General features: G+C 38.1%; 17 protein-coding genes. All 17 read right to left on the reverse strand.

Annotation, left to right across the window (positions count from 1 at the left end; genetic code table 11):
- Positions 1–209: 209 nt before the first annotated feature.
- The 17 genes from FD17_RS01840 to FD17_RS01910 all read right to left on the reverse strand — a co-directional run bounded on the left by FD17_RS01840 (position 210) and on the right by FD17_RS01910 (position 18,030).
- The gene (locus FD17_RS01840; protein ID WP_056939026.1) at positions 210–461 is read right to left on the reverse strand and encodes a hemolysin XhlA family protein; all 252 of its coding nucleotides are present in this window, start codon (positions 459–461) and stop codon (positions 210–212) included.
- Positions 461–1,285, reverse strand: coding sequence for a GH25 family lysozyme (locus FD17_RS01845; RefSeq protein ID WP_057823136.1), 825 nt, complete (start codon positions 1,283–1,285; stop codon positions 461–463). Before FD17_RS01845 ends, FD17_RS01840 begins: the two co-directional genes overlap by 1 nt.
- 12 nt (positions 1,286–1,297) lie before the next feature.
- Positions 1,298–1,765 carry a hypothetical protein gene (locus tag FD17_RS01850; RefSeq protein WP_057823138.1) on the reverse strand — a complete coding sequence of 156 codons (468 nt, stop codon included), beginning with the start codon at positions 1,763–1,765 and terminating at the stop codon, positions 1,298–1,300.
- A gap of 394 nt (positions 1,766–2,159) precedes the next feature.
- On the reverse strand, positions 2,160–2,321 hold the full coding sequence (locus FD17_RS13170) for an XkdX family protein (RefSeq protein WP_225355078.1): 162 nt from the start codon (positions 2,319–2,321) through the stop codon (positions 2,160–2,162).
- 67 nt (positions 2,322–2,388) lie between these two features.
- Positions 2,389–4,182: a hypothetical protein gene (locus tag FD17_RS01855; RefSeq protein ID WP_057823140.1), complete on the reverse strand. Its 1,794-nt coding sequence runs from the start codon at positions 4,180–4,182 to the stop codon at positions 2,389–2,391.
- Positions 4,175–4,315, reverse strand: coding sequence for a hypothetical protein (locus tag FD17_RS13295; RefSeq protein WP_008214398.1), 141 nt, complete (start codon positions 4,313–4,315; stop codon positions 4,175–4,177). The genes FD17_RS01855 and FD17_RS13295 overlap by 8 nt, the downstream gene beginning before the upstream one ends.
- A 9-nt stretch (positions 4,316–4,324) precedes the next feature.
- Complete coding sequence (locus tag FD17_RS01860; protein WP_057823142.1) at positions 4,325–5,155, reverse strand: hypothetical protein; 831 nt, start codon at positions 5,153–5,155, stop codon at positions 4,325–4,327.
- Positions 5,152–7,734, reverse strand: a complete 2,583-nt coding sequence (locus tag FD17_RS01865; RefSeq protein ID WP_057823144.1) for a phage tail spike protein — start codon at positions 7,732–7,734, stop codon at positions 5,152–5,154. Before FD17_RS01865 ends, FD17_RS01860 begins: the two co-directional genes overlap by 4 nt.
- A gap of 48 nt (positions 7,735–7,782) precedes the next feature.
- Positions 7,783–8,532 carry a phage distal tail protein gene (locus tag FD17_RS01870; protein ID WP_057823146.1) on the reverse strand — a complete coding sequence of 250 codons (750 nt, stop codon included), beginning with the start codon at positions 8,530–8,532 and terminating at the stop codon, positions 7,783–7,785.
- 5 nt (positions 8,533–8,537) lie between these two features.
- On the reverse strand, positions 8,538–9,770 hold the full coding sequence (locus FD17_RS01875) for a distal tail protein Dit (protein ID WP_057823148.1): 1,233 nt from the start codon (positions 9,768–9,770) through the stop codon (positions 8,538–8,540).
- Positions 9,763–15,339, reverse strand: a complete 5,577-nt coding sequence (locus FD17_RS01880; protein ID WP_057823150.1) for a phage tail tape measure protein — start codon at positions 15,337–15,339, stop codon at positions 9,763–9,765. Before FD17_RS01880 ends, FD17_RS01875 begins: the two co-directional genes overlap by 8 nt.
- Before the next feature lie 208 nt (positions 15,340–15,547).
- Complete coding sequence (locus FD17_RS01885) at positions 15,548–15,925, reverse strand: phage tail assembly chaperone (RefSeq protein ID WP_020282074.1); 378 nt, start codon at positions 15,923–15,925, stop codon at positions 15,548–15,550.
- 58 nt (positions 15,926–15,983) lie between these two features.
- Entirely contained in the window at positions 15,984–16,607 is a 624-nt protein-coding gene (locus FD17_RS01890) for a phage tail protein (protein ID WP_020282075.1), read from the reverse strand.
- Positions 16,608–16,997 carry a DUF806 family protein gene (locus FD17_RS01895; RefSeq protein WP_020282076.1) on the reverse strand — a complete coding sequence of 130 codons (390 nt, stop codon included), beginning with the start codon at positions 16,995–16,997 and terminating at the stop codon, positions 16,608–16,610.
- Complete coding sequence (locus FD17_RS01900) at positions 16,997–17,395, reverse strand: HK97-gp10 family putative phage morphogenesis protein (protein WP_039933379.1); 399 nt, start codon at positions 17,393–17,395, stop codon at positions 16,997–16,999. The genes FD17_RS01895 and FD17_RS01900 overlap by 1 nt, the downstream gene beginning before the upstream one ends.
- Positions 17,388–17,750, reverse strand: a complete 363-nt coding sequence (locus FD17_RS01905; protein ID WP_003636420.1) for a phage head closure protein — start codon at positions 17,748–17,750, stop codon at positions 17,388–17,390. Before FD17_RS01905 ends, FD17_RS01900 begins: the two co-directional genes overlap by 8 nt.
- The gene (locus FD17_RS01910; protein WP_020282079.1) at positions 17,740–18,030 is read right to left on the reverse strand and encodes a head-tail connector protein; all 291 of its coding nucleotides are present in this window, start codon (positions 18,028–18,030) and stop codon (positions 17,740–17,742) included. Before FD17_RS01910 ends, FD17_RS01905 begins: the two co-directional genes overlap by 11 nt.
- Between the last annotated feature and the right edge of the window lie 9 nt (positions 18,031–18,039).

Consider the following 18,039-nt stretch of genomic DNA (forward strand, 5'->3'; position numbering starts at 1 on the left):
GTGCCCCTTACAAACGTTGATATAAAGGCGTCTTAAAATTTGTTTGGCCGTTATTTGCCCGTTATTTGCTATTTTTCCCGAAAAAGTGATAGTTCAATAACCAAACACTAATATATGCATAATGTTATCAAAATCACAAAATAATATTAATTAATATATACCAATATATGTACTCCCCCCAAAAATAATCATCCAAGGGGGAATTCATCTCACATAAATTTCTCAATTAAATAAATAATCAACGGTACAATAATTCCCGTTGCCACTAAAGAAATTAATGCATAGTTAATATGTGTAAGATTATCAATTCGATGTTCATTTTCAATAGACTTAGCCAAAGCTTTATCTGTTTTGGCATTCAAATCAGCCTGATCATTCAGCTGTTGTTTAATGGAAGAAATATCTTCTTTAATGCCAATGAGCATTTTAGTCATATTGATTTCATCAGGAACTTCCACCATTACTTATCACCAGCCTTTACTGCAAAAATAAATTTAACTTTATCTTTGTTTGCTGTATAGTAACCAGTCGGTGTAGAAAGTCGATAAATTTTACCATATTTTATTGGGGTAGCATAGAATCGACTTCCTTTAATCAGACGGGTATGCCGTTTTGACTTGAATTCAGCATCGTTAAATTGGTGAATTACGCTTTGTGTTACTTCGTATAGGCCTGGCATTTGATAATATTCCGGTTTTGCAGGCTTAATAACTATCCCACTTCCGGACAGTGAACCATCAAAATCTAAACTGGCGTCAACACCTAATCCATTATAGTTATCGGTATATTGCCAGGCATTCGCATTATCAATTCCCGGTTGACTAACACCATACGCCGCTACCCAAATATGCTTATCAATAAGTTTCGCTCGATCAATTCGCTTTTCAGCAAACCATGAACCGGATCCATAAGTAATAACGTTGGTAAATCCGTTGGCTTTTAACTCCTTTAAAAAGGCATTTACTTCAGCTGTGGTCTTCCAAGGAAGGTCTTGTGCTTCCACATCTAGGGCCAAGACTGTGGATTTATCCAACCCAAAGCTTTTTACCCAAGCTAAGAAATACTTAGCTTCTGATGAACCATGACCATGAAAGAAATGATAAACACTCACAGTACCAAATACTTTGAATCCGTTAGCCACTTGTTCTCTAGCTTTAGGGTTAATGTATCCAGTGCCTTCAGTTAATTTAGCAACTATGGAGTCAATTCCATGGCTTTTTAAAGATCTCATATAGGCCTCAGAACTGCCTTGATACGCAGACAAATCAGCAACCTTTTTAGTCATTTTCATCATCTCCTACTTTTGTTCAGATGATTGGGGTTCTTTAAATACTTCCGGATCGTCATCGACTGGAACGTCGGGTGTAACGTCATTTGTATGCGCCGGAGTAACAGGTGCTTTGTGATTATCTCCCTTTAGAGTGTGTTTATAATACTGGTAAGCTTGTTCTGCTAATCCTTCAATTGTTTCTGCTTTAAAATTAAAGCCGGACTCTTTTAAGCCAGAATCAATAAATTGGTTAACCGCCTTTTTGCGATCTGAGTTACTTAAAGCAGGCATACTTGCCACCACAGGAACGAAAGCATTCGCTAATTTCAAGCCTAATTCCATCCCTTGCTTGATATGAGTATTCTTTTCAGTTTTAATTTTAGCTTCAATCAACGGTTTAACCAATTTGTAAGTTGCTGGAATTACAGCAATTAAAAAAGCAACCAATCCGGTTGCTTTAAAGGAATTTAAAATATTTAATATTTGTGTATACATAAGACAACCTCCATAAAATTTGTGTAAAAGAAAACGCCCCGCTTTAAAGGGCGTCCTCAATTCTTATCATATTGAAGAACATGAAATTCCTTCTTGGAGGAATGGAATTCCACAAACGCATTGTATCACGATTATATAGTCGTAACAACTAATTATTAAAAACAAACACGCCCATCTTATGACGGGCGTGTATACATCAGATACATTGAGGGGAATGTATGAGTATGGGACATTCATAAATGCTCAGATGAATGTTGGAATGCGTAGGCACTAAAGGGGTTAATGCCTACGAAAATGATTATACCACTGTTCCAAAAAAGTGACGGACTTTAATTTAATTAAACTTGCATTCCAAAAAAACGTCTACATGTGAGTGTACTCAACTGACCGTCAATTAAGAAGCAGTTGATGAATTTTCCACCCCTGTGTCATAATTCTTACCAGTAATATCAGTAAACTGATCTTTTGTTAATTCATTCCAACCAATAACAAGTGACAATTTTATTTTTCCACAGTGTCTTAACAAGCTTAAGCAGTACCATAAAAACAACTGCACCGGTTACTTGTAATGAATTGAATGATTTTAATAATTCGTTTAACATAAGTTTTTATCTTCCTTTATTTTATAAGCGATCCAATGGATAAACAATATTTACAGAAAGTGGTGTCGCGTTATTTTCAACACTTATTAATAGGCTGCCCTCATTTCTCACCATCTGATTCCCCCAATCATTAAAAGCCCAAAAACCAGATGACGTTTGATGCATTAATTCCGGACTGCTACCAAGAGTTTTAAAAGTCTTTTTAAAATCTGGATAAGCGGTGTAAAGATTAAAAATAACAGCTTCTGATACCGTAGCCCCATAAAAATAACCGTAGTAATACAGTATGTCATTATAAATACGCCATCCGGTTGCTTCGTTACAGCCATGTGGGCCCATCGTGTTCGTTGATTGATAATTAGTCACAACCCAAGGTGTTGTTAGTTTGTCACCACCACCTGTGCTAACATCTTTACCATTAACTTGTAAGCCAGCTGTAAAGTTTGCTAACTTTGTAGTATTTGCCATGTTTGCTGTTGCAGTGTTCACTGCACTGCTTACATCTGACGTAGTTGCCACATCAATTCCAGACTTTTGAAGTTTTCCTGTAAAATTGGCATCCTTAGTTGTATCCGCAAGTGTTGATGGGACTGCTGGTACACCATCTTTAGTGATATATGGATTACCCGTTGTTTTATCAATTGGCGCAGTATCAAAAGTATTTTTACCCGTAAACTCCTGATCTGAACCCGTTCGTGCTAGGTCACTTGGCAAACTGCTTGCTAGTAATAACGGATTATTATTAACAGTTGGAACGGTATCAAAGTTGTTAGCACCAGATAGGTGGGCAACTTTGGAATCATCAGCAGGTGTGTAACCAATTTTATCTTGTTTGGCGTTAACTTCTTCAATCCCGGCTACATCACTTGCTGGTTTACGCATATCAGTAACATTAACTTTAGTGTTTAAAGCATTGTTCATATCAGCCACTTTTACATAATCAGCTAAATTAGGCGTAATGCTTCCCATGTTTTGCCATGAACCATCTATCCAGATATATAAGTCTGTTCCAACTAAGTAACCATCACCCTGGTTGTTACCCGTTGTGGGTAAATTTTCCTCTTTATCAGCTTTCCCCCTAACAACCAAACCATTTCCTTGTTTTCCTTGTGGTCCCACTGGTCCAATTGGTCCCTGACTACCAGTATCACCTCGGCTGGAAACAAAATTAATTTCTTTAGTAGTCCCGTCATCGTAGGTAAAAATAATTTTAGTCCACAGATAAGGAAGTTGATCAGTTGTTGCCAAAATAGTATCTGACCAGCCCCCTGTGGGAACTGTAACTGGTGAATCACTTAACTGATACTGATTGTTGGCAGACTTAATACCATTACCAGGGTTACCTTGGTCACCCTTATGCACATTTTGAACTGCATTCTCCATTTGGCTACTTAGATCATCAAATTGTTGCTGAAAATCATTCAAAGTGATTGTCGGAATTACTTCACCAGTATCACTCATTAGGTTCTCTTCAATTGAAAAGCCTAATGTACCATCACTTGGAAAGATGGCCTGCGTACCATCATTCATAGTAACCCAAACTTCAATATCATAATCATCTGGAACCAATGTGTTCATGATATCCTGATTAATTGGAAAGCTTAGTGTTCCACCAAGCGGACTAGTTACAGTGGTTAAATCAATAGCTTCTTGCATGATATATCCATCGTCATTAGCTATTTTAACCAGAATTGACTTAGCATTAGTTAAATCAAAGGCCACCCCGTCGGCCGTGAGTGCCAGATTAAAAGCAGTGGTTGTATCTAAATATTTAACCACATCATTATCATCCGTGAATGCGAGCTCCTTACTCATTAGTTTTCACCTTCTTTCTAAGCTGATTATTTTCAATTTTTAATAACGCAATTTGTTGATTTTTTGCTGCCATATCTTGACTGTACTCATTAACCAATTGGTTAATTAAATCTTGTGCGTTAATATCATTCATCAGATCACCTTACATCTTCAATTTCTTTTCAATCTTATTAATTTCACTAAGTAAATTGGTTCCATGTGAGTAAACCCCGCCGGCATGAATGTCAATACCATCTTCACCACCATCAGAACCTCCTTCAAAATACAAAGCTCCATAATCATTGCTGTGAATTATGTGTTTAGAATCTATTTGAATGTTATCTGAAATTGTAATAGCAGGCCAATTAATATTCGTAGGCCAAATAGTTCCTGTTCCACCACCACCAGACATTTTAATTTGTTCTGGTTGAATATCAGCCTTATAATTTCCATCAGAAATTGAAATTCCTGATTCATTAATCCAAACATCTTTTTTTACATATCCATTAAATATATCGTTTCCATAATAACTGTCATGAAACCCGTTCTGATCTAACCAATAATTAGTATTTCCATTTGTTAACGACAAAGATGAACCAGAAATACTGCCAGCTTTAATGATTGATGAATCAATTTCTACCGAATTTAAATATCCGGCTTCAATGGTTCCTAAATCAGCAGATAACGCTGAAAGCTGGCCAACTGACAAGGCTGTTTGGGACATCTTAGTCTTAACCCAATCAGATCCATCATAGGTGTACATTTCACTAGTTATATGGTTACTGTCTTGGACGTACCAAATATCACCTTCATCATGACTTTTCCCATCATCAAATGGTTCTTGAGATGAAACAGTGATTTTCCCATCCAACGATGTTTTAACCTTACCCGCTTCATCAGCTGCAGAATTAGCGGCACTTTTGGCATCGTCAGAAGCTTGCTGGGCAAGCTTAGCATTTTCATCAATATTTAAAGTTCCCGTTGCAATAATCAATCGTTATCACCATCCTCAATTTTGGTTCCTTCACCAGTTAATTCATCTCCATCTTCATCACTATCAGAACTATCATCTGAATCATCAGCATTATCATTTCCGGTAATTACTGGTTGTTCAGCTTCATCATTCTCGCCTTCATCTTGTTCAGGATATTCAACAACTAAGTCTTTAGAATCATCACGGATTCCAAGTGGAGCTGTATATAGGGCACTATGAGCAATAGAGACAGTATGTGCAGCATCCCTATATTCAGAAACGTTAAAGCCAACAATTAACCTAGAATTATTAACATCTTCATATATGCCCTCCGGCTCCAAATGACCGCCATTTTCCAACGGCACTGTTAACTTAATATCCTGCATTGGTTCCACCACATAATCAAATACCATTGACTGTGTAATTAAGTTAATACACATAACATGTTTGTCATCAGCATTGTTAGCATCACCCGCCGTAAAAAAAGCAAATGGGTAACTAATCCCATTTGCCTGAAGAGTGTTATAAGCGCCATTATTAGTGGTTCCAGCTGGTAATGGCTTCCATTTAAAATCTTGCAATTTAAATTCAATGATTGGTTTGAAGTTTCCTGTCTGTAAATCGCTTATCTGACAAACATACACTTTCCCACTCGTCGTGCTTCCCAGCCATAGATTATTTTTCAAATCAACTGCAACTCGAAAATATTGTTTTACTTGGCACCACTTGGTTATATTACTAGCACTTGTATTGGCTTGGTATGCCATTGTTACCAAATAATATTTCCCATCAATTGGATCTTTTATTTCTGTATAAATCGTATTGGAACTTTCATCATAGCCGAACGATCCACAATGGCCACCACCAGTTACAAACATCATGCTCTGTAATGTTCCATCAGCGTTCCATTTAATAAATTCACAATCTGAATGGTTTTTGTCTTTAGAATAGTGATAACTAGACAATACTGAACCATCGCTCAATAAATATGAAAATTGTAAGGCCCCAATATGCTGATCGCCATTAAAATCTTTGTTGGCGGCATCTTTAGTTTCCCAAAGCTTATTCCAGGAACCATCAGCTGAATTGCTGGTATCAATCCACATCTCTGCCTCATCTTTCACATAAGTATCATCAATGGTGACTAATAGTGTCCCGACAAATGGTGGTTCGATAGTAACCTGATAACCATCTTTTGCATGGTCAGCTTCCCACCCAATATCACGGGTGCCATCCATATTAACTTTTTGCCAATTAAAAGCTTGCGGTGCTAAATGAGAAGTTACATTCTCACCTTCAATAAACAATCTCGCAATCACCCGTTTGGAAGTATCCGTGTTATACCAAGTTGAACCTAACGGCGTAATCAAACTGACTGTGGCTGCATTGGCATTTTCTCGGGCATCTTCAAATAGTTTCTTAACATGGTCATTCCAACGCTGTTCCATATTACGGATAAACGCCGGCGTAATTACTTTAACTGTGCTAAACTCTCCCAAGACAACTTTATTTTGACTTGGATCACTCTCCGAAGTGGTTTGCTGAATGACTCGCGCTTCCGTTGTTAAAATTGGGTTCATGGATAAATCAATCACCTTAATAGTATCGCCCAAGTTAGCTTGAAAATCTTGAGTAACCTCCACGGCATAGTTAATTCGTGGATGATTGTACAATCTTAATTCACGTAATCCCCAATCAAGTAATGCTTTAGGTTCAGTAATGGTATCACTCGTGATGGTCCCTTCTAGCCAGGTATTGCTATCATTGTTATAAAGAGAATTTGCCGATAGATCGGTAATATAGTTCTTACCATTATTAACCTCTGCAATTGAAGCATTATTTGCGCCCACAATGTAAAGCTTGGTTACTAAATTAGTATCAACTGTTTCTCGTTGGACAGATAACATGTTTTGCCCATAGGTAATTGACTTGCCTTCATCTTCTCCCAATTGATCAGCTAATTCTAAAATTAGATCAGTCACAATACCGTTGGAGTCAATATGACAATAGGCATCGGCTTCTGCATCGTAAGTTGATAAGACTGTCTGCAAGGCTGCTTGACTAGAAGCCGTTCCATCAAAGTTAATATCGGCAAATAATCCTGAAGAGCAATTATTTTGTAAATCCCAACCGGTATCAGCCATGATCCACTGCATGGCTTGATCTAATTTACAATCTTTAATTTCTTTTTGTGGTGGAATGGTCTTATTAAGTTTATAGATTGCTAGGTTAATAGCATCCACCGTTACTAAGTGAGCCCCACTAGTGGCATCAATAGTTTCATCAACCTGATAAATTCGATAAATACGCCAATGATTATGCACATCATCATACACAGCAACACTATTACCAACCGTTAAGTATTGAGCCGCAGGGGCACTTTGCAACATGGTTAGTCCTGTTAATGTATCATTCCAACTTTTGGAGTTAGCATTCGGATCCGTACTATTAAAAGTGCTAACGCCAGTAATGCCATCATCCGAGTTACTGTTATCATCGGCAATTTGGCGTTCAACTACTTCACCCCAAAACGGGTTGGCGTCTGAATTAGTCGATAACGTGGCAACTCGCTTTAAATTTTTATCCAGGATAATATACAAATCTCTAACCTCCTTATTTATGTATAAAAAAAGTAGTCGCTTTCGTGACTACTTAATTGCTGGTCGATATTCAATTGTTACATCAGCATTTTTGGGATCCGGGAAAAAGTGTAGAGTTTGTGGAACTCCACCAGTTAATTTAGGAAAAGTCGATAACCATGAAACGTATTTATCTGCCGGCTTTCCATCAATGGTAACTTTATTATTGGCTGTATCAATAATAATTTCTTGACCAGCCTTGGCAATAATATGTGGTGTATCATCCGGATCAGTAGAGCCATCACTGCGCCATTCTTCATAATTGGTTAAAGCTTCATAATCTGACTTATACGCCACCACTGGATTAACTAAGTCCTCTTTAATATCATGCTTACCAAAGAAAACGCCTAAGTTGGCTAAAGCAAAACCAAACTTACCGGATTTATCCAACTTTTCCTTATGCATGTGAGTTTTACTTGTATTGTTAACACTATATGGCTCACCGGTTTTAGGATCCCACTGGTTAATTTCTGCTACCCAGTTGTCGTAAACATTCCCCGAACTATCCGATTTTTTCTGTCGTTCAAGAATAAATTCACCATAAAAATTCGAGTAGGCATCCTTATTCATATACGAGGTTTCAGTTACATATTCTTTTTCCTTTTTCTTCTTTGTTGTAGCTTTGGGAGCTGATGTTTTTTTACCCCCTTTACTACTACTCTTCTTGCCACCCTTTTTAGATTTCACAACTCGTTTCTTTTTAGTCTTAGTCTTTTTACGAGTTTTTCGAGTTTTTCGCGCAAAGAATTGTAGATTCATTTATATCACTTCTTCTTTTTAGTCGTCTTCTTCTTAACGGTGACCGTTTTTGTGTAGGCAACTTTAACATGCTTGGTAGCCTCATTTTGTTTCTGCTGACCATTACCTTCATCAAAAAGCAACGTTAAGTAGCTATCAGAGTTACTACTATCAAAATTATTACCTAATTGAATAAACGCCCGTGGATACCGTCCCATTGAGTAATCTTCAATCCCCATCCGGCCACAAACATTACCATTATTATCCAATAAATAAGCTTCAATCTTTCCCATCGCCCGCTCATTTTTCATTCGTTTAACATGATGTAAGCGTACCGAAACTTTCCAATAGGGAGTAATTTTCGGTAGACCATTATGCATAACCGCTGGTCCGTAAAAATTCTTGTGTTTCCCACGAGATCCCCATTCGTAATGATCATCTTTATCTTTAGCCACCATAATTGAAGTACCAGTGGCTGCCGATTTTCCATCTAACTCACCCTTATAAATTGGAAAAGCTTGTGTATCCTCACCACATTGAATCCACGTGGCTAATGAGTTGCACGGGTCGTCTACCTGTTGAGTTTGGGATTGTCCCATGACTGTGACGTTGCCATCACTATCCGTAGTCGTATCACCGTCATCAACATTATATCCAACCGCTACATAATCATCATTTGTTTCATAACCCACATAATAAAGATCGGTCTTCGGAATAATATGAATAATTGGATCAACTTCCGTATTTCCTTCAGGAATAATTTGCTGATCATTGTCCGTAATTTTTATTTCTTTTTGCGGCAGGAAACCGCGAGGATCCGCCAGCATGAAGACTAACGTGGTTTGAAAGTCCTGAACACCTTCATTAATAAATGTCGGTGTTGGAATACTCGTAAAGTGTCCATAATAAGTTACATCTGGATCGTCATTAAACCTCAACGGATATTCAGTATCAGCATCACTGCTGGTATTAACTAAAACGTTAGTTAATGTTTTAATTCGTTCGTTATATTCATCGCGGGTGGTACAGAAACAGGTAATTGGAATGTCAAATTCTTTTTCACCGTAATCTGTTCCCAAGTACACACCACCATAACGTTTAGGGACGTCTTGAAATGACTCAGTAATATTGGGGGCTAACGGTTTCGATACATGATTTAGAAATATGCCTAAATCGTCTTCCGAATTAAAACCACCATTTCCATCTTCATCAAACGCAAAATCAAATGTGTTTACATCATAATTATCGTTATTAGCCAAAGGTTACACCTCTTCCCCAATTATTCTTAGCCGTTGTTCGTTTGTTATGCTTATTGACTGCCTGAAAAACTTGCTTGTCAGTCACTACTGCCGGAATCGGATTGTTTTGGCCATCGACCAATTGACTCATAAGTTTAATCATTGTATCAAACTTAGCTTCAAGTCTTTTGACAGCCTGACCATCCGAATTGCTTGATTGGTTGGTGTGCTGATCTGTTTGCTTAAAATGAGCCATAGTATCAGCTAGCAATTCATAGGCTCGTCCTCGTTTATTAATATCCCATGGAATGATGGTTTCCGGTTTATTACGTTCGGCTACTTTAATTAACTGTTCTTGATCAACTAAGCCACCATTCGCATATCCCAAATAATTAGCAACTTTCTTCGCACCGTTAACGTGTTGCCCCGTATAGCCACCGCGTTCCCAATCTTCAGAAAACTGACTAGCTAACGAAGTGATCGAACCGTGACCCTCGAGGATTCGTTTAAATACAGAAGAATCAGAACTGTCATCGCTTAACGCAAACTTTAATTGGGTAGCTGCATTGCGCCAGTTTTCACCATGACGATGAGCATATGATTTCAAATGATTCAGTCTACCACCTAACCACTGCCCAAGCCCAGAAGCTCCACCAGATGAATTTCTTGCGTTAGGATTTAATCCTGACTCAAATTCCCAATTACCAAGAATTGCAGCAATTCCTGCTTTAGTTGCGCGTGGATCCAGCTTTTTCAATGCTTTAGCTAAGGTTTTAGCTCTAGCTGCCACATCACCACTTAATCCAAAGCTGCTTAAACTACCAAACAATTTTTGCCATAATGGTTTTAAATTTTTCGATACCCAACTCCAAACCCCGGAATGCTTTAATTGAGATTTTACTAGTGTTTGTAACCCAGAACTTTGTTTATGAGATTTAGTTGACTTTTTAACTTTGTCAATCAACCCAGGCACTCTTCGAATCCCAACAAAATCACCGAAGCCCTTGATGGTAGAATATTTAATCCCGTCCTTTGGATTTTCGGCACTGAACATATGTCCAGAACCACTGTTATCGACCACGATACCAACGTGTTGACTTCCTCCACGACCGAAGAACGCTAAATCACCAGTCTTCGCATTCTTCCAAGATACAGGCTTAGAAAAGTTGTATTCAGGGACAGTAGTCGAGCCACCAGGAACTGTAATTCCCATGTGTTTCAAAGTCTCATAAACTAAGCCAGAACAATCATAATAATTCGGTCCTAAGCGGACATTAGAGCCTTCAGAATATCGGTGATGGGCACTATTTGCCAATTTCTTAGCTTCATTCAAAAATGCTGAATCAGTTTGACCGCCGCCTTCGGAAACCATGCCATGTAGCATATTCCAGGCAGTATCCCACCAAACCGAACCCTGTTGCTTGTCGCGTTTGCCAAACATATTGGCAAAGTTCTTCCCAACTGTTCCCTTTATATCGCCAAAATTAGGTTGAAAAACTTGTTTGAAAGTTGCATCAGAATGATTAGCAATGTGTGATAGTGCCGACAACTTCTGTTTTAAAGAACCCCAAATGCCTTTAAAGAGTTTCCCGATACCACCAAATAAACCAGTACCTGACGCAAAGTGCTGCATGCCATTTAAAGCCATTAACATCTTAGACTCTGTAGCATTTAAAACGCCGGAACCAGCTTCTAGGAACCGGTGAGTATCTTTACCTTCAACTGGTTCTAATTGCCCATCTGCGTGGACAATGATTTCTTTATTATGTGTTTCTGGTGAATCGTGACCATCATTAAGCTTAGCCAAAACCGGTTGGGTTAATAAACCATTTTTCAATAATCCGGTACCTGTTGCCCAGGCTACCGTTGGAATCTGATCCAAAGTTTGTGAACCACCGTATTGTTTAAAGACTTTGTTCTGGGCTGAAATGGCATTCTTATTCATCCCATTTACCAGTTTGCCAATCCAATTACCAACTGACTTCCAGATGCCATGCCAGGAGAGACTGTAATTGTCTTTGGTTTTGGAATTATTTTTCTTAATACTCTCATATTGAGAAACAGCCTGAGCTGTTACCTTCTGATTTTGATTATGCGCATAATCGTAAACCTTATCAGACTGCTGTTTTGCTTTAGTGATTGAATCGTTTTTTTGTTTATTGGCATGATTAATCACACCAATTCTTTGTTTACGAGCCTCCTCAATAATTTTTTGGCGTTGTGCCTTGGCAGCCGAACTATTTCCCTTGTACTCTTCATCTGCTGCTTTAACTGTATTTTTATATTTCTTCCAAGCAGCGTTATAGACACTATGATATTCATCGTTGGCTTTTTTACTGACAGATTTTTGCTCTTCATCGGCATTAGCCACCAATTTAATCATTTTTTCTTTGGAATACTTTTTACTCTTTTCAGTGAGCGTTTTATAATCTTTAGCAATCTTATTAGTAGACAATTTAATCTGGCCAGCTAAGGTAGTATGCAGTTCGGCTTCCTTAGCAGTTACTTTCGTAGCAAATTTAAGATGTTGTTTCTCAAGTGCTTCTTTCTTTTCCTTCTGCAACTTTTCAACTTGAACGGATCCCTTACCATATTTATTCTCAGCTTTTAGAATCTTTTTATTCCATGATTCCGTTAGTCGTTGCCGTGATTGTGCATAATATTTGGCAATTGCTTGCTGATCTTTCTGACTCATCAGAGTTAATCGATTGGCTTTAGAACCTTCACCCTTAATGACTTGCAGACGTTTTTCATACTCTTTTTTAGTAATGTCCCCGTTTTTATAAAGTAATTGTAAGTTCTTCTTGTCCTGAGCTTCACGGTTTTTATAATAGCTTGTCGCTTCATCAGAAAGTTTCTTGAAAGAAGACTTGGTAGATAATTTAGGTGTATGGATTTTTTGTGCTGAAAGTCCTTTTTGAATAGCTTTACCAAACTTACGACCAACACCTTCACCAACCAAGCCACCCAATCCAGCGCCAACAGCTGTGCCAATTCCAGGTAAAATAGCTGTCCCGATTGCTGCACCAGCTGCTGTACCACCTAGTGAACCAGTAGCAGCGCCGATGTGTGAACCGGCACTCTTCTTTTTCATGCCAATTAAATCAGTTGCTGAATTTAAAACGTCTAAGACACCTACAGAGCCTGCAACAACCTTTCCTAATTTGCTAACACCTTTAAACTTTTCAGCTAATTTAGCGAATCGGCCTATCTTTCCGGTATCTTCGGTGACTTTACTTGTATCATCTATGTCGTGAACCGCTATTTTACCGTCTTTTTCAGCATCTTCGGCAACCTTACCTTCACCACCAGCGTTATCAGCAATATCATCAATTGTACTGGTACCATTTCCGGCATCCACATTAGCTTCTTTAGCCTTAGTGTTACGTTCAATAGCTAAAGTTTGATCATCATATGCTGATGTCAATCGGTTCACCTTTAGCTTTTGACCACTAAAAACAGAAGTAAGGTCGCTAAATATTTTAAAGTATTTATAAACTTTGCCAACTGCCCAAATTGCAGTTAATGCTTCACCAAAGCGCTTGACACCTTCATAATGTTTAATAGCAAAAATGCCAATATTGGCGATTCCTCCTGCCACATGTGCAGTTAAAGTAGCCGTTTTACCAATATCTTTCTGAAAGCCTTTTTCACCAAAGAGCTTGGTCATTTGATTAGCTGCTTTTGTCATATATGGCAACAACTTAGACCCAAACATAATTGATAATTGATCCCAGGCTTGCTTAAATCGTTTCTGAGACATTTGGGCAGTTTGAGCATTTTTGTTAGCTAATCTTTGAACGTAAGTCCCAGCTTTGCTTGCTTTAGAAACATTGTTGGTTAAATCAGCCAATTGGCCATTATATTTAGCTAAGATTTGAGCTGCTTGCATGCCAGTTTGACCAAAAACATTTTTAAAGATGCGCGCTGTATCAGCTCCACCAAGTTTTTTAGTATGTTCCTCAATAATTTTAAAAATTGCAGGCAACGTTTTGAAATTACCATTGGCAGTTTGGAATATTTTAGTTGATTTAATTCCAATTTCATTTAAAGCGCCCATAGCTGAATTTGTTGGAGCTGCTAAACTAGTAATAATTTTTCGCAGACCTGTCCCAGCTTTATCAGCTTCCAAGCCATGGTTACTCAATTCACCTAAAGCAGCGGAAGTTTGCTCAATACTAAAGTCCGCATTATGAGCTGAATCGCCTACATATTCCATGCCTTTGCCTAAACTGTGGAAGTCAGTAGCAGTCATGTCAGCAGAATAAGCTAATGCATTAACTACACGTTTAGTGTTGTGCATCATTTTTGCCGTATTATTGGTTTTCATGCCAAATGCTTCAATCGCCTGGCTTGATACTTTAACCACATCTTTAAAGTCATCACTAGAAGCCACACTGGCTTGTAGTTCAGTTTTCATAACCGCTAATGATTCAGCACCTGTATGACCACGCTTGATTAAATCCTGGTATTGATCAGCAATTTCTTTTTGACTAACTCCATATTTAAGAGCGTACTTAGCCCCGTCTTTTTGCATTTCTGTCACGGTTTTAATAGCAGTTTTAGCCTTGTCGCCACCCGTAACCAGTAAGTTTTGGTTTACTTTATAAACATTTTGAAGTTCAGTTGCTTTTTTAGCGCCAGAAAAAGCTGCTGCTCCCAATGTCCCCATCGCTACGCTGGCACCTAGTAAACTACCTTTAATTGATCCAAATGAATTTTTAAATTTATTCTTAGCAATGTTAGCTTTATCGCCCAATCGCACCATTGCATCACTCATGTGACCGACTTGTAAATCGTACTTGACCACATCAGAACGCACATTGGCCAGTGAAGTGGCTGTTTTGTTGACTCGTACTTGTTGGGTGTTAAAAGCTTCGTTAGCAATGTCCAAGCTACCTTTTAATTGATTAAGTTTTTCCTTTTCTTGAACATATTCATCCGCATTCTTGTGGGTATCATTGGCGAGGCGGTTAACAACATTTTGTTGTTTTTCATAGGCCAACTGGGCTTGTTTATAAGCCTGTGAGTTTTTACTGAGTTCACTATTTTGTAATCTGTACTGATCAGATAAGCTATTCAATCCTTCCTTAAGGCCTTTAAGCTTTACTTGACCAGCCTGGTTAATCTTTCCTTGAGCCTTTAGCGCATCCACATAAGAATTAGTTACCTGATTAAGGTTATGATAGTTGCGCTGTAATCCAGATAGTCCTGAATTAAGGTATTCAAATTGCTTTTCCGCCTTAGACTGTTGATCATTTAAACCAGCAATCTTCTCTTGTGCTTTAGCAATCTGATTAGCATATTTGGCATACTTTTCTGAACCTTGGTTGGTTGTTTGATCAAGGCCTGACTGTCGACGTTTTAGCTCATCAATTTTTAAGTTATAACCTTTGATTTCTTCTGATATTCCTTGATACCTAGTTTTTAAAGCATCTAGCTTATCTCCAGAAGATTTTAAGGCCACCTCCTGAGAACGCCATGCATTGGTATTAGCTTTAATGTAATTAGTTAAAGTTTTTAATGACCGTGCGGGTTGCACTGCATCCAAGCGAATTGAAGTACTCATTACATCATTAATTGTGGCCATTAGTCAGTCCCCTTTCGTTTATTTAATAACTCGACAACCGGATCTGTTACTTGTTTCTTCTTATCTTTAGCATTTAAGACTGCCATAAATTCAAAGTAATCTTGTCGGTTTAACTCATCTGGTAAGATTCCTTGCTTCATCATTTGTTGTTTAAAAAAAAGCATATCTTGTTGGGATATGCTTAGGTCATTAATTAATTTGGCTAATCTTAATTGCTTTCTTTTGGGTCTGCTGATTCCTCAGTTTGTTGTTTAGTAACAGTCTCCCAATCTTCATCGCTCATACCTTGAAACCGGAATAATACATAGGCCATGAAATTTTGAAAATCCGTAAAATCCAAAGTGGATTTAATCTTTTCAACTTCTTTGTCGGATAGCTTAAAAATATCAATCATAAATTGCACTAATCCTTGAACCATTTTCTTTTGCGTTTCTAAAACTACTAGTGGATCATCATTAGTAAAGTCAATTGAATCTGATTTCAACAATTGAATTTGTAAATTTTGTGCTTTCTCAACGACTCCTACAGTAGTCTTAACCTCAGCTGACTTTTTACGTAAACCTAATCGAGTAATATTAATTTTCATGATCAAAACTCCTTTATTTTATTTAGTTATGTATACGGGGAACAATCCCCGCCTTAATTTATTTTCCTGGCATTTTAACGCCGGTAGTAGCTGAATAACCACCAAAGACTTCGGCCAACATTTTAGCTTTATCAAATCCAGTATCTTGAGACATCCAAATCTTGTACGGTTCTCCGTTGAAGATTGTATTGTCAGCTGGTGTTAATGCTTGGTAAGTTAACGCCGTATTGGCATCAGTTTCAGCATTATTATCCGTTGCATGAGAACTACCAGTTTCAATTAGTTGACCATTAGCAAAGCCTTCGTACATATCAATATTCGTGTATGAACGAAAATGTAACAACATTGCTACATGGGGCTTTGGCAATCGACGTGTCCAACCACCATTAGCCGCATCATGAATATATCCTTTGAGTTTTTGCAACTCGTCAAAATCAATATCCAAGAATTCCAATGCGACCTCTGGTTGTGCCTGACCATTTGAAACTCGTTTTGCTTCATCATTAGCATAGGCGACAGTACCCGCGGCTTCCAAGCCAGAAACTGTGGCCGTCGTAGCGCCTTTAGCATCGCCATCCACTAAATAGATACCATTAGTTCCTACTCCTGCATCGCTAGTCAGTAATTTACCATTAGCATCAACCAAACCAAAGGTGACATCTTTAATACCATGTGTTGACATTTAAAGTCCTTCTTTCTTTACTATAATTGTTTTAGTAACTGAAAAAGTTGCCGTAACTTGATCGGTGTCTGGATCCACAGTGTTAGGCTCATGTGAGCTAACCAGCCAATCCTGATTATCCAAATTATTCATTAGGGCAACTTCTTCATTAAAAATATTTTCTTGTGTATCTTTTTTCCAAAATATTTGAACTTGAATATTAGCTTGCATATTACTAAATTGATCGTTCCGATATCCGCCCAACGGTTCAGTAATGGAAGTAATCAAGACAATGGTCTGCTTTCCAGAAGTATCAGCTCCGGGAGGAATGTTCATGGAATAAAGCTGGTCAATCCAACCATAGTGTAAAGATTGAATTAACTGATAAACAGTCATAACTGGTAATTCCATTAGTGACCCAGCTCCTTCCACTTAATATATTCAGATTTTAATATATCAGAACGAGTTTCCTCACGGGTCTTTTCCACAAAGTGATCACCGACAATGTAAACAGTGCCATCATTTAGCCAGCGAGCAATCACTGCTTTTTTCTTGACCCAGCCAACTGTCGCTGTCCCATCCACATCACCATCAACGTTTGTCATACTAACTAGCACACTATCAGCTAAATGTGGATCCTTTTCTGAGGCAATTCGATTAGTGTAATGTAGCTGCTTAGTTTTATTAGCCAATTTCTTTTGTAAAACATCGGCACCGGCTTTAGTGATTATAGTTCTTTCCGCCCGGTTGGGTACCAATCGTTTTATTTTCGCTAAATAATCGTCTAATTGTTCGGCCATACTAACCATGTTTTTTACCAACCCTCTCATTAATCTGTAGAGTCAAAATGTCATAAGTCACAATTTTATTGCTATCATCTAAACTCAAATTAACGATTTGATATAGTTGGTCTTGATATTGAACTAGCAGACCTTTGTCAATTAACGGATTGTGTCGAATAACAATTTGAATAGTATCTTCAAAATCTGTTCCCAAAAGCGAAACGTTCTGTGTGTTAGTTCGCGTATAAGGCATGCACCATAACACGAACTGTGGTTTAAATTGCGTTCCTGATGCACCAGTATTAGGATTAATTGTTGGTAAAGCCGTTCCAAACTGGGCTTGCCGATTAAACTGCTCCGGACTAAATTTATTAAGTGCCATCCGGATCACTTCCTGAAACCATTCCTTGGAGTTGATCTAGCATCATCAACAAACCAGCTGACATCCCTTTAGATAATTCCCGATCATAATATAATTGAGTTGCCAGTGTTTTTATTGCTAAGTCGTAAATTGATGAGGCCTGATATTGGGTTTCAGTTGAACTGACTGAATGATTGACAATCTCGGTTGCTTCATTAATCAAATTGGTAACAGTCGTTAATTCAGTCGGACTTTGGTCAATATGCAACTCATCCATTAATTCTTTCGGATTAACCGTCACATGACACCC

The organism is Lentilactobacillus sunkii DSM 19904 (genome assembly GCF_001435575.1).
Classification (GTDB): Bacteria; Bacillota; Bacilli; order Lactobacillales; family Lactobacillaceae; genus Lentilactobacillus; species Lentilactobacillus sunkii.

Excerpts from the sequence above, each read along its gene's own strand:
- FD17_RS01845 (WP_057823136.1), bottom strand. The coding sequence starts at position 1,285 with ATGACTAAAAAGGTTGCTGATTTGTCTGCGTATCAAGGCAGTTCTGAG.
- FD17_RS13295 (WP_008214398.1), bottom strand. The coding sequence starts at position 4,315 with ATGAATGATATTAACGCACAAGATTTAATTAACCAATTGGTTAATGAG.
- FD17_RS01890 (WP_020282075.1), bottom strand. The coding sequence starts at position 16,607 with ATGTCAACACATGGTATTAAAGATGTCACCTTTGGTTTGGTTGATGCT.
- FD17_RS01855 (WP_057823140.1), bottom strand. The coding sequence starts at position 4,182 with ATGAGTAAGGAGCTCGCATTCACGGATGATAATGATGTGGTTAAATAT.
- FD17_RS01850 (WP_057823138.1), bottom strand. The coding sequence starts at position 1,765 with ATGTATACACAAATATTAAATATTTTAAATTCCTTTAAAGCAACCGGA.
- FD17_RS01885 (WP_020282074.1), bottom strand. The coding sequence starts at position 15,925 with ATGAAAATTAATATTACTCGATTAGGTTTACGTAAAAAGTCAGCTGAG.
- FD17_RS01905 (WP_003636420.1), bottom strand. The coding sequence starts at position 17,750 with ATGGCACTTAATAAATTTAGTCCGGAGCAGTTTAATCGGCAAGCCCAG.
- FD17_RS01880 (WP_057823150.1), bottom strand. The coding sequence starts at position 15,339 with ATGGCCACAATTAATGATGTAATGAGTACTTCAATTCGCTTGGATGCA.
- FD17_RS01870 (WP_057823146.1), bottom strand. The coding sequence starts at position 8,532 with ATGAATCTACAATTCTTTGCGCGAAAAACTCGAAAAACTCGTAAAAAG.
- FD17_RS01900 (WP_039933379.1), bottom strand. The coding sequence starts at position 17,395 with ATGGTTAGTATGGCCGAACAATTAGACGATTATTTAGCGAAAATAAAA.
- FD17_RS01840 (WP_056939026.1), bottom strand. The coding sequence starts at position 461 with ATGGTGGAAGTTCCTGATGAAATCAATATGACTAAAATGCTCATTGGC.
- FD17_RS01895 (WP_020282076.1), bottom strand. The coding sequence starts at position 16,997 with ATGGAATTACCAGTTATGACTGTTTATCAGTTAATTCAATCTTTACAC.